At 64.7% G+C, this 13,008-nt stretch carries 14 protein-coding genes; 1 reads left to right on the top strand and 13 read right to left on the bottom strand.

Going from position 1 to position 13,008, the window contains the following annotated elements; translation table 11 throughout:
* Positions 1-3 precede the first annotated feature (3 nt).
* The 9 genes from gspE to ACA027_RS17205 form a co-directional block, all read right to left on the bottom strand.
* Entirely contained in the window at positions 4-1,452 is a 1,449-nt protein-coding gene (gspE, locus tag ACA027_RS17245) for a type II secretion system ATPase GspE (RefSeq protein WP_370679424.1), read from the bottom strand.
* Positions 1,449-4,094 carry a type II secretion system secretin GspD gene (gene gspD, locus ACA027_RS17240; protein WP_370679423.1) on the bottom strand — a complete coding sequence of 882 codons (2,646 nt, stop codon included), beginning with the start codon at positions 4,092-4,094 and terminating at the stop codon, positions 1,449-1,451. The genes gspE and gspD overlap by 4 nt, the downstream gene beginning before the upstream one ends.
* A gap of 119 nt (positions 4,095-4,213) precedes the next feature.
* Positions 4,214-4,789, bottom strand: coding sequence for a type II secretion system protein GspM (gene gspM / locus ACA027_RS17235; protein WP_370679422.1), 576 nt, complete (start codon positions 4,787-4,789; stop codon positions 4,214-4,216).
* 44 nt (positions 4,790-4,833) lie between these two features.
* Entirely contained in the window at positions 4,834-6,057 is a 1,224-nt protein-coding gene (gene gspL, locus ACA027_RS17230) for a type II secretion system protein GspL (RefSeq protein ID WP_370679421.1), read from the bottom strand.
* Positions 6,054-7,016: a type II secretion system minor pseudopilin GspK gene (gspK, locus tag ACA027_RS17225; RefSeq protein WP_370679420.1), complete on the bottom strand. Its 963-nt coding sequence runs from the start codon at positions 7,014-7,016 to the stop codon at positions 6,054-6,056. Before gspK ends, gspL begins: the two co-directional genes overlap by 4 nt.
* A gap of 77 nt (positions 7,017-7,093) precedes the next feature.
* Positions 7,094-7,543, bottom strand: a complete 450-nt coding sequence (gspG, locus tag ACA027_RS17220) for a type II secretion system major pseudopilin GspG (RefSeq protein ID WP_370679419.1) — start codon at positions 7,541-7,543, stop codon at positions 7,094-7,096.
* 380 nt (positions 7,544-7,923) lie between these two features.
* On the bottom strand, positions 7,924-8,640 hold the full coding sequence (locus tag ACA027_RS17215; RefSeq protein ID WP_370679418.1) for a prepilin-type N-terminal cleavage/methylation domain-containing protein: 717 nt from the start codon (positions 8,638-8,640) through the stop codon (positions 7,924-7,926).
* The gene (gene gspI, locus ACA027_RS17210) at positions 8,637-9,035 is read right to left on the bottom strand and encodes a type II secretion system minor pseudopilin GspI (protein ID WP_370679417.1); all 399 of its coding nucleotides are present in this window, start codon (positions 9,033-9,035) and stop codon (positions 8,637-8,639) included. The genes ACA027_RS17215 and gspI overlap by 4 nt, the downstream gene beginning before the upstream one ends.
* A gap of 3 nt (positions 9,036-9,038) precedes the next feature.
* Entirely contained in the window at positions 9,039-9,524 is a 486-nt protein-coding gene (locus tag ACA027_RS17205) for a prepilin-type N-terminal cleavage/methylation domain-containing protein (protein ID WP_370679416.1), read from the bottom strand.
* A 209-nt stretch (positions 9,525-9,733) separates the two neighbouring features.
* Between ACA027_RS17205 and ACA027_RS17200 the strand changes: the two genes are divergently transcribed.
* A complete protein-coding gene (locus ACA027_RS17200) occupies positions 9,734-10,135 on the top strand; it encodes a type II secretion system protein N (protein ID WP_370679415.1) in 402 nt (133 codons plus the stop codon).
* A 76-nt stretch (positions 10,136-10,211) separates the two neighbouring features.
* On the opposite strand, the gene ACA027_RS17195 is transcribed toward ACA027_RS17200, so the two are convergent.
* The 4 genes from ACA027_RS17195 to ACA027_RS17180 all read right to left on the bottom strand — a co-directional run bounded on the left by ACA027_RS17195 (position 10,212) and on the right by ACA027_RS17180 (position 13,007).
* The gene (locus ACA027_RS17195) at positions 10,212-10,613 is read right to left on the bottom strand and encodes a hypothetical protein (protein ID WP_370679414.1); all 402 of its coding nucleotides are present in this window, start codon (positions 10,611-10,613) and stop codon (positions 10,212-10,214) included.
* A 124-nt stretch (positions 10,614-10,737) separates the two neighbouring features.
* A complete protein-coding gene (locus tag ACA027_RS17190; RefSeq protein WP_370679413.1) occupies positions 10,738-11,670 on the bottom strand; it encodes a peptidylprolyl isomerase in 933 nt (310 codons plus the stop codon).
* A complete protein-coding gene (locus ACA027_RS17185; protein ID WP_370679412.1) occupies positions 11,667-12,254 on the bottom strand; it encodes a YbjN domain-containing protein in 588 nt (195 codons plus the stop codon). The genes ACA027_RS17190 and ACA027_RS17185 overlap by 4 nt, the downstream gene beginning before the upstream one ends.
* An 87-nt stretch (positions 12,255-12,341) precedes the next feature.
* Positions 12,342-13,007: a DNA repair protein gene (locus ACA027_RS17180; RefSeq protein ID WP_370679411.1), complete on the bottom strand. Its 666-nt coding sequence runs from the start codon at positions 13,005-13,007 to the stop codon at positions 12,342-12,344.
* Position 13,008 lies beyond the last annotated feature (1 nt).

Genomic DNA, 13,008 nt, shown 5'->3' with positions numbered 1-13,008 from the left:
CTCCTAGCCGTCGTCGCGTGTGACGCGCAGGATTTCCTTGGGCGTGGTGATGCCAGCGGCCACCCAGCGCTGGCCGTCCTCGCGCATGGTGCGCATGCCACGGCTGCGTGCGGCCTCGCGCATGGCCTGCTCGTTGCCGCCGTCGTGGATGATGCGGCGGATCTGCTCATCGATGACAAACAGCTCGTGGATGCCGGTGCGGCCCTTGAAACCGGAATGGCTGCAGTGGGCACAGCCCACGGGCATCCACTGCTCTTGGCCGTCTTCCTGGATCTCTTGCAGCTTGCATGCGGGGCACAGACAGCGCACCAGGCGCTGCGCCAGCACGCCAAGCAGCGAGGAGGCCAGCAAAAAAGGCTCTATGCCCATATCGGTCAGGCGGGTGACGGCCGAGATGGCATCGTTGGTGTGCAGCGAGGCCAGCACGCCGTGGCCGGTGAGCGAGGATTGCACGGCGATCTGCGCGGTTTCCAGGTCGCGGATCTCGCCGATCATGATGTTGTCCGGGTCTTGCCGCAATGCTGCACGCAGGGCCGCACCAAAGCTCATGCCTATCTTGCTGTGCACGGGAATCTGGTTGATGCCGGGCAGGTCGTATTCGACCGGGTCCTCGACGGTGAGGATGTTGCTCACGCTTTTGTCGAGCTGGGCCAGCGCGGCGTAGAGTGTGGTGGTTTTGCCGCTGCCGGTGGGGCCTGTGACCAGGACGATGCCATGTGGCTGGCGGATCAGACGGGTCAGCTCGTCCAGGGTGTCGGCGGCCAGGCCCAGCTTTTGCAGCTGCAGGCGGCCGGCGTCTTTTTCCAGCAGGCGCAGCACGGCGCGCTCGCCATGCACGGTGGGCACGGTGGAGACGCGCACGTCAATGGGCCGCCCACCCACGCGCAAGGTGATGCGGCCGTCTTGCGGTATGCGTTTTTCGGCGATGTCGAGCTGGGACATGATTTTGATGCGCGAGATCAGCGCGGCATGCAAGGCCTTGCGCGGCTGGACCACGTCGCGCAGGCCGCCGTCGACGCGGTAGCGCACGACGGAATGGGTTTCAAAGGCCTCGAAATGCACGTCGCTGGCGCCGTCACGCGCGGCCTGGGCCAGCAGGGCGTTGATCATGCGAATGACCGGGGCATCGTCCTGGGCATCGAGCAGATCGGTGATGGCCGGAATGTCCTGCATCAGGCGCTCCAGATCCACTTCCGATTCGGCGGCGCCGACCACATCGGCGGCGCTGCCAGCCTCGGCGTAGCTGGCTGCGAGCAGGGCCTCCATGGCGGGCTCGTCGATCTCGCGCCAGGCGCCAATGCCCGTCAGGCGCACGGCCTCGGCCAAGGCCCAGCCTGGCGTGCGCGGGCTGGTTGCCAGGCACGGGTTGGCAGCATCGCGCTCCACGGCAATGCGCTGGCTGCGCGCCCAGGCGTGGGGCAGAGCCTGATGGGCTGGTGGCAGCTGGTTCATGGTGTGACCACCAGCTCAGGCTGGTAGCCCAGCTCGCGCAGCAGCGCGATTGCGCGGTCTACGGTGCTGGCGTCGCGTGACAGGTCGACCCGCACGGCAAAGCCCATGCCGCCGGGGCCGCCGACGATATAGGCCGGCAGGCCGCTGACGCGCAAGCGCTTGGCCGCCCGCTCTGCGTCTTCCTGCACGGGCATATCCGCCACTTGCACCACCGTCTTGTTGGTGGCGGGGGTGGCATAGAGCAGCGCAGGATCTCCGGTCACGCCGAGCGGGGCCGGCAGGTGCGAATGCAGCACGGCTGGTTGGGATGGCGCGGGCTTGGGCCGCTCGCGCTCCTCGCTGGAGACCTGGGTGGGCGGCGCTGTCTGTTGGCGGGTCTCTTCCCATTGCGTGGGCCGCAGGTCCACGGCCGGCTTGCGCCCGGCCGCTGGCACGCCCGCTGGTGGCAGGATGGGGGCTGCCAGATCGGGCAGCAAGGGCGTGTCGCCAGGCTGCATGCGGCTTTGCGCGGCACGCATGAAGTTGTAGCGGTCCTGCGTCAGCCCGCGCCCTGCGCTGGCGTCACGTATCACATAGGGGCGCAGGAACACCATCAAATTGGTCTTGGAGCGCTGGCGGCTGTCGGAGCGGAACAGGGCGCCCAGAAAAGGGATTTGCCCCAGCAGAGGCACTGCATCGCGGTTGTTGTTGACGCTGTCTTCCATCAAGCCGCCCAGCACCATGATCTGGCCGTCGTCCAGCAGTACGCTGGTGTCTATGGCCCGTTTGTTGGTGATGGTGCCGGAGGTGCTGCTGCTGGTGCTGGCCTCGTCGATGCTGGAGACTTCCTGGTAGATGTCGAGCTTGACGGCTCCGCCTTCGGAAATTTGGGGGCGGATATTGAGCTTGAGGCCGATGTCTTCGCGCTGTATGGTCTGGAACGGGTTGTCGGTGCTGCTGCCGCTGGTGACGTAGCTGCCGGTGACGAAGGGGATGGTTTTGCCAACCATGATGGAGGCCATCTCGTTGTCCAGCGTGAGGATGTTGGGGGTGGACAGGATGTTGGCACCGCCCTTGCTCTCCAGGGCGTTGGCCAGCATCTTGAGGTTGAGGATGTCGCCGATGCCGGGCACGCTGATGCTTCCATCGACGATGCCTATGTTCAGCCCGCTGGGCATAGCATCGATGGTTGTGGTGGCGCTGGTGTTGATGCCGCTGCCGCCGAGGTTGGTGCCGGCGCGCACACGCCCGCCGCCAGCCATCCACTGGACGCCGAGCTCTGCGGAGTCGGTTTCCGTGACCTCGACGATCAGGCTCTCGACCAGCACTTGTGCGCGGCGCTGGTCGAGCAGGTCGATGACGCGGCGCAGGCTGCGGTACATGGGCTCGGGCGCGGAAATCAAGAGCGTGTTGGTGGCAGCGTCGGCCTGGACGGTGACGCCATTGGCCGAGAACGCGCCGCCGCTGGCGTTGCCGGATGTGCCATGCGACGAGGCCCCGCTGCCTGTGCCTGCGAAGCGCTGGCTGCCGGAGCTGCTGGCGCCCGTGGCGGACTTGTTGCTGGCACTGGTGGAGGAGGCCGGCGACGTGCCACTGCTGCTGCCTGCGCCGCCAAGCATGCCGCCCGCACCCAGCGCGGCGCGGGCGCTGCTATCGCTGCCACGTGCCGTGTCACTGGCCTCGCCGGTGAGCAGCCCCTTGAGGACTCCGGCCAACGCCGTGGCCTGCGCGTTGCGCAGGTAGACCACATACAGGTTGCCAGGGTCATCCTGGGCGTTGTCGAGCTTGAGAACCAGGTCGCGTGCCAGTGCCGTGCGCGATGGGCTGCTGGAGCGGATGAGGATGCTGTTGGAGCGGGGATCGGCGACGACCATGATGTCATGGCGTGCACTGCCGCCACTGGCTCCCCCGCCGCTGCCGCCGCCGCTTTGCTGCTGCAGCACGTCATTGGCCAGACCTGCGATGTCGACGGCCACGCCGTTGTAGATCTTCACCATTTCGGTGTTGAGCGAGGCCGGGGTGTCTATGCTTTCAATGAGGCTGGCGATGCGCTCGAGGTTGTCTACGTAGTCGGTGATGACGATGGTGTTGTTGGAGGCATAGGCGGCGATGCTGTTTTCCGGCGCGATCATGGGCCTGAGCACCGGGACCAGGGTGTCGGCATTTTCATAGGCGAGGCGGAAGGTGCGGGTCGCGATGCCGCTGGCTGTATGCGGGTCGTTGACTGCGCCGCCTTGCACCTTGGCGTCGGCCACCGGCACCACGCGGCTGACGTTGCCGACCTCCACGATGGTGAAGCCACGCATGCGCAGTGCGGAGACCAGCATGTCATAGCCCGTCTTGGCGCCTATGGGGCCGTCGGAGACCAGGTCGATCTGGCCTTTGACGCGCGGGTCCATCAGGAAATTGCGCCTCAGGAAGCGCGAGAGCGCACCGATGACGGCATGGATATCGGCCTGCTGGAAGTTCAGCACCACCCGCTCTTCATCGCCTTCGCGCGGTGGGGGCGTGGTGCTGTGCTTGCCGCCCGCCCGGCTGCTGGCCAGAGGACGGACCACCCGCTCGCCTCGGCCCAGCGTTGCATCTGCCACGGGCATTGCCGTGGCTGGCGAAGGCTGCTGGGCCGCTGATGCCGTGTCTGCCGCGTTGCCGGAGCTGGGCACATAGGTCCCCTCCCGAAAGAGTGGTGCGTCAGGCCCAGTGCTGGCACAGCCTGCAAGAAAAAGGCAGTACGCCAGCGCACACCGTTTGAGGCCTTGGTCTGCTCCGACTCCGATGGAATTCATATGTTGTCTCTTGTTTGTGGTGCCAGGCTCACAGAGGCCTGCACCAGGGTGTCCTGCGTTGCGGAGGCGCTGCTTGCAATGCGCTCCAGCGTGACGTGCTGAACCGCCAGCTCCAGCGCTGCCGGTGCATGGAGCAGCCAGGTCGCCAGCCGGGATGCGTCCACCGCTTTTTCGAAAGTGATGTGCAGTGCCTTGTCGGCTTCGGCCACGCGATAGCTGCCGGCCAGCCCGGCTTGATCAAGGCTGTGTGCGATGCGCTGGGCGGGCGTGGCGGGTGCTGTGTCCTGGGCCATCCGTGGTCCGCCGACCTCGGCCAGGACTTCCTGGAGGGCGGTGGATTGCGCGCGCAGCCGTGGCAGCTCGCTGCCCCAGTAGCGCAAGGTGTGGAGTGCCGGCCGCATGAGCAAAAACCAGATGAGTGCGCCGGCCAGCACGCCAGCCATCAGCCTCATCTGCTGGCGCTCACGCGCGCTCAGGCCACGCCAGCGGCTGATGGTTTGCTGCTGGAGTGGCTGCAGCTGGGAACGCCAGCGCGTTGCAAGCCTACCCAGGCTGGAGAGAGCGTTGTGCATCAGGGGGGAGATGTGTCGGGTGCGAAGCCTGTCCTGCCACCTGGTCATGAAGCAGGCTCCGGGGAGGGGCGTGTTTTGGACTTGCCAGATTTTTCCGCGTTGACGCGCAGGCGAACGGCCGTGGCATCCGACTCCAGCACCAAGCCTCTTTCTCCGGCCTTGCCTTGCAGGGCCTCGAGCTCGGCCGCCCTGAGCATTGCCCCATCGCGCCAACGGATTTCGACCTGGCCGTCACGGTAGTCCACGCGCTGGACCTGGCCTGCGGACTGCGTCAGCAAGGCGGTAGATGCCCGAAGCAATGTGCTGAAGTCCGGTGTGGCCGTGCTTGCCGTTCCGGCCTTGCGTGCATCGCGCAACTGGCGCGCCTGCTGCAAGGGGTCGAGGACGATGGGCAGCTCGGGAAATGCCGCTTTGACCTGGGCAGCCATTTGCTGCTTCAAGGCCTGCCCCTCTGCCGCGACACGCAGCGCATGGAGGTTGAGACCGGTCAACCACACCGCCAGCGCTGCGGCGCCCCAGGCCAGCGCGGGACGAAGCCCTGCAAATCCGGAAGATGGCGTGCCGGAATGGGCTTGGGGCAATGTCCATCCCCAGCCGGCACCGCTCCAGGGCACAGGGTCTGCTTTATCGGCAACGCCGGTTTCACACAGCCATTGGATCTGGCCAGCGGGAGGCAGTAGCGGCTGCAGTCGGAGTGCGAGCTGCTCGGCTGCACTGCACTGCATGGGCAGGGGGTGGAGGGCGCCATCGTTCGGGCCGGTGCGCATGATCACCCAATCGTCGATGACGATGGCGGTGGCGGCATGGCCCGGGTCGCCACCGTCTGGCGAAGGGAGAAAGGCCGGTGGCGGCAAGACCGCATCGGCACGAAGACCATGCTGCTGGAGTGCGTGCAGCGCTTGGGCCAGGCATTGCGCCGACATCCAGGCGACCGGCACCTTGCCGGCGCCGCTGCGGGGGCCGAAGGCGATGGCCAGCTCGTCAGGTGGGAGCAGGGCCAAGAGCTCGACCACGCCGCGGACTGCCAGGCGCAGGCGCTTGGGGGGCAGCGGTGGCAGATCGGCCTCGGTCACCGAGACATCGCTGGGATGGGGGCAGATTTCCAAGCGACCGGCTAGGTAGCGTGCGGCGATTGCGCCCAAGTCATCGAATAGCGCGCTGTGCCATTGCCCTCCGGGTAAGCGCCAGGCGCAGCGGATCGCAGCGCCGCCATAGGCATGGGAAGGCGGCAAGACCAGCCGCAGCAAATCGACTTTGCTAGCGCTCATGCACCCTCCCGCAGCCACACCACCTGTGGCAGGGATTTTTTGTCGTCGTGCAGCAGCCCCTGGAGCAGCAGCGTTGTGTGCGGGGTCCGCAAGGCGCCAGACATGCGGAACCACTGGCTGGTGATTCCGATGAGGATGTCGGCTTCTTCGATCTCCGGCATTTGCAGCCGGTTGGTGAAATCGCCGCGATTGATGAACCACTGGCCGTGGTCGCGGGCCTCCAGCAAGGTTTGCGCGCGGCCTACGGAAAGTCCTGGCACCCAGGCGGCCAGCACCTCCGGCCCAGCCGTATTGGCATTGATCCAGGTGCGCTGCGGCAAGATGGTGATGTGGGGACTCAGCCGGGCCACGCTGGCGGCGTCAATACCTGGCACGGCAAGCAAGTTGAAGACGTCACGCAATCTGGGGGCCTGGTCGCGATGGCCCAGGGGCGCAAGCCCCAATTGCTGCGCGGCGGCAAGTGCGGCTTTTGCTTGTTCAGGGTCAGGGGATGGGGGGGCTGTGGTCTCCCGGTCCGCTTCGAGCGAACTCAGGACCACACGCCTTGCAATCCGTGATGCCTGCTCGTCCGGCACCCCGAGCAGGGCGCACAGCCGCTGAAACACCTCTAGCTCGCGCAGGTCGATCTGGCCGGCATCCACCAGGTTGCGCAGATTGAACTTGGATTGTTCGTCGGTGACCTCGATAAAGGCGCGTGCAGGCTCGCCCGCTATCTCACCCACCACAATGCCCGCGACAGGGCGTGCCCAGGCGCCATCGCGCTGTGTGAGCGGTGTGCGCTGCGCTTCGGTGCGCAGCAGGGCTTGCACCCGGCTCAGTTCACCGTGCAGCAGCCAATGGGCTTTTACGCGGTTTTGCTCTGTCTGGGCTGCGCGAATCGTTGTCGTCTGGCGGGCCATCAGCGTCACGGCCAACAGCGCGATGACCACCACGATCAACAACACGCTGACCACAGCCATTCCACCTTGCCGACGCAAGCACAGCGGTCTTTGACTGCACCCTCCCGGCAGTCCCTCGAATCCATCCATGGTGTTGCCTAGAGTTGCCAGGAGCCGATATCGGCGCTGGTACCTTCCCCATCCGGCTGGCCATCTGCGCCAAGCGAGAATACGTCGATCTCTCCGTTGATTCCGGGGTTGAGGTAGTGGTATGGATTGCCCCAGGGATCGTTGGGCAAGCGGGGTAAATATGGGCGCCAGTTCTGTGGCACGCGCCCGGAGCTCGGCTTTTCCACCAGTGCACGCAGTCCCAGGTCGGCGGAGGGGTACTGGCCGTTGTCCAGCTTGTAGAGCTTGAGCGCTTGCAGGAGGGCGCCCACATCTTGGCGTGCAGCGGTTGCGCGGGCTTGATCGGGGCGATCCATGAGGTTGGGGACGATCAATGCGGCAAGAACGCCCATGATCACCAAAACGACCATGATTTCGATCAAAGAGAAGCCACGCTGATATGGCAGATCACCACGCATTGATCTGACGACTCGATCCATCTCCATCTCCAGGTCATGTTTTTTGCTACCCGGAAATGCTCTCATTTTTCGGTGTCATGTTGATGGAGTAAATCCGGGAGAAAAAGCCCGCTTTATTCCCGGGATCAGGTGTTTTTTAGATTAACTGCCAGATTTATCCCGAACATTCTTCATGTGTTTGTCATATTGATTTTTTCTCGCCTCTGCGCTGTTGCATTCCCGGAGATTAGCGGTGAGAAATGGAGTTTCAGGCCTTGGCCGCAATATTAGTAAGGCGTTATCAACTAGCGGAAAAAAAGCAAGGCAAGGCAAGATAGAACAAGGAAAAAGGCCCATGCGCAATGCATGCGAGCGCGCAAGCCAGGCCGTTGTGGGGCGGGGGGAGGCCGGCCTGGACCCATTCAGCGGAGCGCAATCACCTTGCGATAGCGCCATGCCGGCCCGCCGCCATGCGCCAGCCTGAGCGTGACCTCCAGGCCCGAGGCCGACGCCCTTGCCTGCGCGCTGGCAGGCAGGCTCCGCCAGCCCCGGTCAGGCTCCCAGGCCTGGATGGCGAAGAAGTCCACGCCTTCCAGCACGGCCACGCGGTCTGCACTGCGCGGTGCGGGGATGGGGTATTGGGCGGCGGTTTCACCCGCGGCCCGGTAGAGGGTGCTGCCCTGTAACCACCACTGCACGCGTTGCCAGCGGCCCGGCGCTGCGGGGGCAGCCCGGACCAGCTCGATGAAGAAGGTGGCGGGATGGCCCCTGCGGACTTCCATGCCAACCGGAAGGAGTGCCTGCAACTGCGGCTGCTGTCCGAGCCTGCCACCTGTCTTTGGCGGGTTGGATGCCTCGGCTTCCTTGCCTTGCGGAGGGATGTCGGTGCTGGCCGAAGGTAGCTCGATGGTGGTGCGCCAGCTGATGTCGCGCTCGATCTGTTGCAGGGTGCGCACCAAGCGGGCGTTCTCCTCGCTGCGCAGCTGGAGGGTGGTGTTGGCACGGCTGATGCTTTCCAATCCACGCCAGGCAATCAGGCTGATCAGCGCCATGATGACGATGGCAATCATCACCTCGATGAGTGTGAAGCCGCTCTGTCTGGCCGCATGCGGTGGGCTGCTCTGCAGAGGCGGGCTCATTTTTGCGGCTCCGCCAGCTGTGTTTGCAGACTGCCCAGATGCTGGTCGCTGTTGCGCCCCGGATAGACATCGACGGAGACCGTGCGCATGCCCTGTTGTGAGGGGCCGATGTGCACGCGGCAGACGAAGGCCTGGTCGGCTTGTGGGCAGTCGACCCACTGGACACCGGCTGCAGGCAGATTGCCGATGCGCAACTCGGCGATGCTGTTTTCCGCCGAAAGCATTGCCAGCGTGCGCTGCTCGATGGCGCCCAGGTCGGTGGTGGTCTGGCTGGTCATGCGCACGAATGCTGCCAGCGCCACGGCGACGATAGCGAGTGCAACCATCACCTCGATCAAGGTGAAACCTGCTTGGGCCGGGCGTGGCGGCAGCGCTGAAGGCCAAGGTGGGGTCATGGTTCAAGGCACCACAAAAGCGCCGGTGGCATCGCGTTCGAGCACCACCTTGTTGTTGCCGCTGCGCAGCTCCAGCCGCAGCGGACTGCCTATCCACTCCGAGGTGAGCAACAGCGGCCGCGATGGCATCACGTCCACCGCGCCAGCGCGCCATTGCCGCGGCCGCAGCACATCGTCGCGTTCGAAGAGGTCCAGCGCACCCGCTGTAGACAGGGCCGGCACGACGCTGCCGGGCACACTGACCCAGACGCCGCGCGTGAACCGATAGCCCTCGCCCAGCGATTGCCAGGCGATCACCCGCCCATCCAGACGCACCTCGTTCTGTGCGGCCGTCAGCCGCTGCGCCAGCTCGCGCGCATCCAGCCGAAGCGTGTCGGAAGGCTTGGCGCTGATATTGACACTGATGGCCGCGGTAGCGATGCCGATAATGACCAGCACCACCATGACTTCGATCAGAGAAAATCCACGCTTTCGATGGTTGGGACTCATGGCGCTATTGAGCAAAAGGCCTGGGCAACAAAATGCAGGCCATAGCGGACATGGTAGGTGCCGATTATGGCGTTGACATGAAACTTCAATATGTGACTGGTATCACTGCTGTTTCTCCGCGTTGCCATTGACGACGGCCAGCGTGCGATTATTCCAAGGAGCCTGCTGCAGTGATCCGAATCCAGAGTTCATCCATTGAGCGTGTTCGCATGGTGCATACCGTTGGCGCGCTGATCGTTGCCGGCGGCCTGTGTTTTTGGGGCATGAAGCTGCTTGACGTCAAAACGCAAGTGCTGCCGCCGCCCGCACAGGCGCTGCCGGCAGCAGACCCCGCAGGCAAAGCCCTGGCGGAATGGCTGGGGCCGGGCGAGGTGCGCCTGAACGTGGCGGTGCTCGGGCTGGCGCAGCGCAGCGACCGCGCGGTGGCCCTGCTCAGCATCAATGGCGCTGCACCACAGCCCTATTTGGTGGGCGAGCCCGTGATGCAGAGCGTCACGCTGAAGGCGATCGATGCCGATGGTGTGGTCCTGGAGCGTGCCGGTCGGGCCATTCGTATCCATGCGCCTGTGCGGCCTGTGTTGCCAAGCAAGGGCATTGAACATGTGCACTGATGCATGCTGCCTGGACTGCGGCGGTCTTGAGAAAGTGTCCCCGCACGGAAGTGCGTGCGAAAGACACTCCATTGCCTCAAATCATGTCCTGCTCTTTGGATGGCGTGAGCGCCGGCTGCGTGGATGCCTCCAGCGCCTGTATGCCCGACCAATCCAATTGCAGGACGATGGGCCAGCGCAGCCCTGATGGCGGCGTCTGGCTGATTGGCAAGCCGATCAGCCGGGCCTGGAGTGCTGGCTCGACCCCTGCGCTGGCTTGACCAGCCAGTGCAACGGCAGAGATGCGCCCCTCGGTATTGACCCAGACCCGTGCCACCACGGCACTTTCCGCGCTTTGCTGCAACTGGTGCAGCAGCGCATCGTCTGCGACCAAGGCGTCTTCTATGCGGGTCTGGACCAAGGCGGCATAGGCCAACCAGGCCTGGGGAGCACGGTCTGCCGTCACCAGACCGGCCTCGGCCTGCAGGGCCGCAGACATGCCGGCACCGATCACACCACCCAGCAGTGCCCGAAAGAGGCGGTGCCAGATGCGATGCCAAGGTCTTTTTCGCTCCCCCTGGCTCTGCCGGGGGCCGGTCTTTGTGGCGGCCACTTGCTGCGTCCTATTGGCGGGTATTGGCACCGGCGCTGCTGCTTTCCTGGGCGGCTTTCACCGCCTGGGTATCCACCTTGATGGCTGCAGCGTTGCCAAGGCTGTCAAGGTATGCGCGCGCGATCTGGCTTTGGCGTTCCTGGCGCAGGCGTGTCTTCAGCACTTCCCTGGATTCGTCAAGCGTCGCAGGCTGGGCCTGGCGCATATCCACCAGTTTGAGCACATGCAGACCCGCCGCCGACGCCACGGGCTCGGATACCTCTCCCGGCTTCAGGCGGGCCACTACGCTGCGGACCTCGGGCAGCAACTGCTCCAATGTGACCCAGCCGGTGTCGGTGGACGGTGGTGCGTCTTTCTTGCCGTATTCCAACGCCAGCTTGGAGAAATCCACCTTGGGTTGCCGCGCCTTTTTCACCACTTCGGTGGCTGTTTTTCGGGCCTGTTCCTGTGCGGCGGTATCCGTGCGGGGCGCTGCAAGAAAGACTTGGCTGACGCGATAGCCTGCCGGTTTGAGCAGGCTGTCCTTGACCCGGCTGTACGCGGCGGCCACTTCGGTATCCGTCGGGTAGTCATCAGGCACCTTGCTGACCGATGCCAGATAGGAGCGAACCACCAACTCCTGCTTCATTTTCTCGATCTGGCTAGCGACCTCGGGGCGCTTGTCCCATTGCTGGGTGCTGGCCTCTTGGCGCAGCAATTTGTCGACCAGCCTTGCCCGGACCCATTGCTCCAGCGCAGCAGGGTGCTTGGCGAGTTGCTCGCGCTGCGCCGGCGGAAGGGCGGCGAGCTGTGTCTGTATCTCCTGGCTGGAAACCGAGACGTTGCCGGAGGAGGCCACGGGGTGATCCGCCTCTTGCCCCCAGGCCACAGGCGCGTGGAGGGCCAGCAAGACACCTGCCTTGAACAGGCCTCGGACCATGGATTGGCAGTGCTTGCGGTTCATAGTGCAGCTCCTGCATTCGCTTTGTGCGTTTTCTGGGGGGAGGGTTTCTCGCCAGCGGAGGCCGGCGCTTTGTCTGCTTCATCGCCTGCCCTGTCTTCGGCGGCAGGCAAGGCGGCAGACGCGGGATCGGCATCGTCCTGGTGGTTGGCGGATGGCGTGGTGTTGGTCGACACATACTCGCGCAGGAAAAGGACAAATTCCTGCAGCAGGCGGTCCCACAGATCGGCCGTCGCGCGAAGGTAGTTCTGGCTCACCCCCCCGGTGATGATCACGTCTTTTTCCAGCACCAGGAATTCGCCCTGGCTGGTCAGCCTGGAAAAACGCTTGCCAATGTTCCAGGTACTGGTCAGCCCGGCGGGGAGCTCGCCCTGAACGCGCAGCGCGCAGCTGAGCGTGTAGTCTATGAATTCACCCTCGGTCTTGGCCGGGTTGCCCGGACGCACTGCAAACCCTATGCCCTGGGCCGCACTCAACAGCTGGCGCTGTCCAGCGCGTTCGGACACGGTCACCCGGTATCCCATGGAATGCAGCAGCTCCTGCAGGCGTTCGGTACTCAAGGCATGGATCATCGTCATATCGCTCATCGTTGTTCCTGGACTTGCAAATGGTGGAAGGTGAAGGTGAAGGTGAAGGTGAAGGTGAAGGTCGAGGGGGGATGGGGTCCGCAGGCCTTATTGCTTGGCAATGGGCGCGTCCGGCGGTGTGCCTGCATCGACTTGGCCCTGGTAGAGGCGGTCGCCGAAGGTTTGGGCTTTCTCGTCGAACAACACCCGCCCGCTGCCGGAGAAGGGCTGGCGCAGGGCCAGCAGATCCGCAGTGCCGAATGCCTCATAGGCCGTCAGCAGCTCCCGGCCAGCCTGGTAGAGCGCTTGGTTTTTGGCAACGCACAACTGGTATTGGCCATCGCGCCCGGCCAGCTTGGCTTTGAGCGATGAGGATTCGGATTGCCAGGTGGTGGCCTGGCGTTCCAGTGCCTGGTAGGCGGTCTGTGCCTTTTGGGCCTGCTGCATCTGGTCGTGGTTGTTCGCGGTTTGCGCCAGGGCCTGGCGCCGCAGCGCGGTCTGCTCGTCCAGCAGGCGAGCTGCACGGGTGCGCAGACCCTCCACTTCGGAGCGCAGAGCCGTCAACTCGCGTTGCGCCGCGTCGCGCTCGGCCTCTGCGGTGGTCTTGGCTGCCGTGATCTGTGCCTGCTGGCTCTGCACCTGCTGGAGCCGCTGGGCCGTATTGCGCAGCTGCGTGCGCAAGCGCTCTTCCAGGCTCTGTGCCTGCCCTAAGGCTGGCAATGCCAGCACCAGCCCGAGGGCCCAGCCTGCAGCATGTTTCAAGGATTGCCTCATG

Origin of the sequence: Comamonas sp. GB3 AK4-5 (genome assembly GCF_041320665.1) — a bacterium.
Lineage (GTDB): Bacteria > Pseudomonadota > Gammaproteobacteria > Burkholderiales > Burkholderiaceae_C > Comamonas.
The sequence above is the reverse complement of the archived record's forward strand: the minus strand, read 5'-3'. Positions and strand labels throughout refer to the sequence as shown.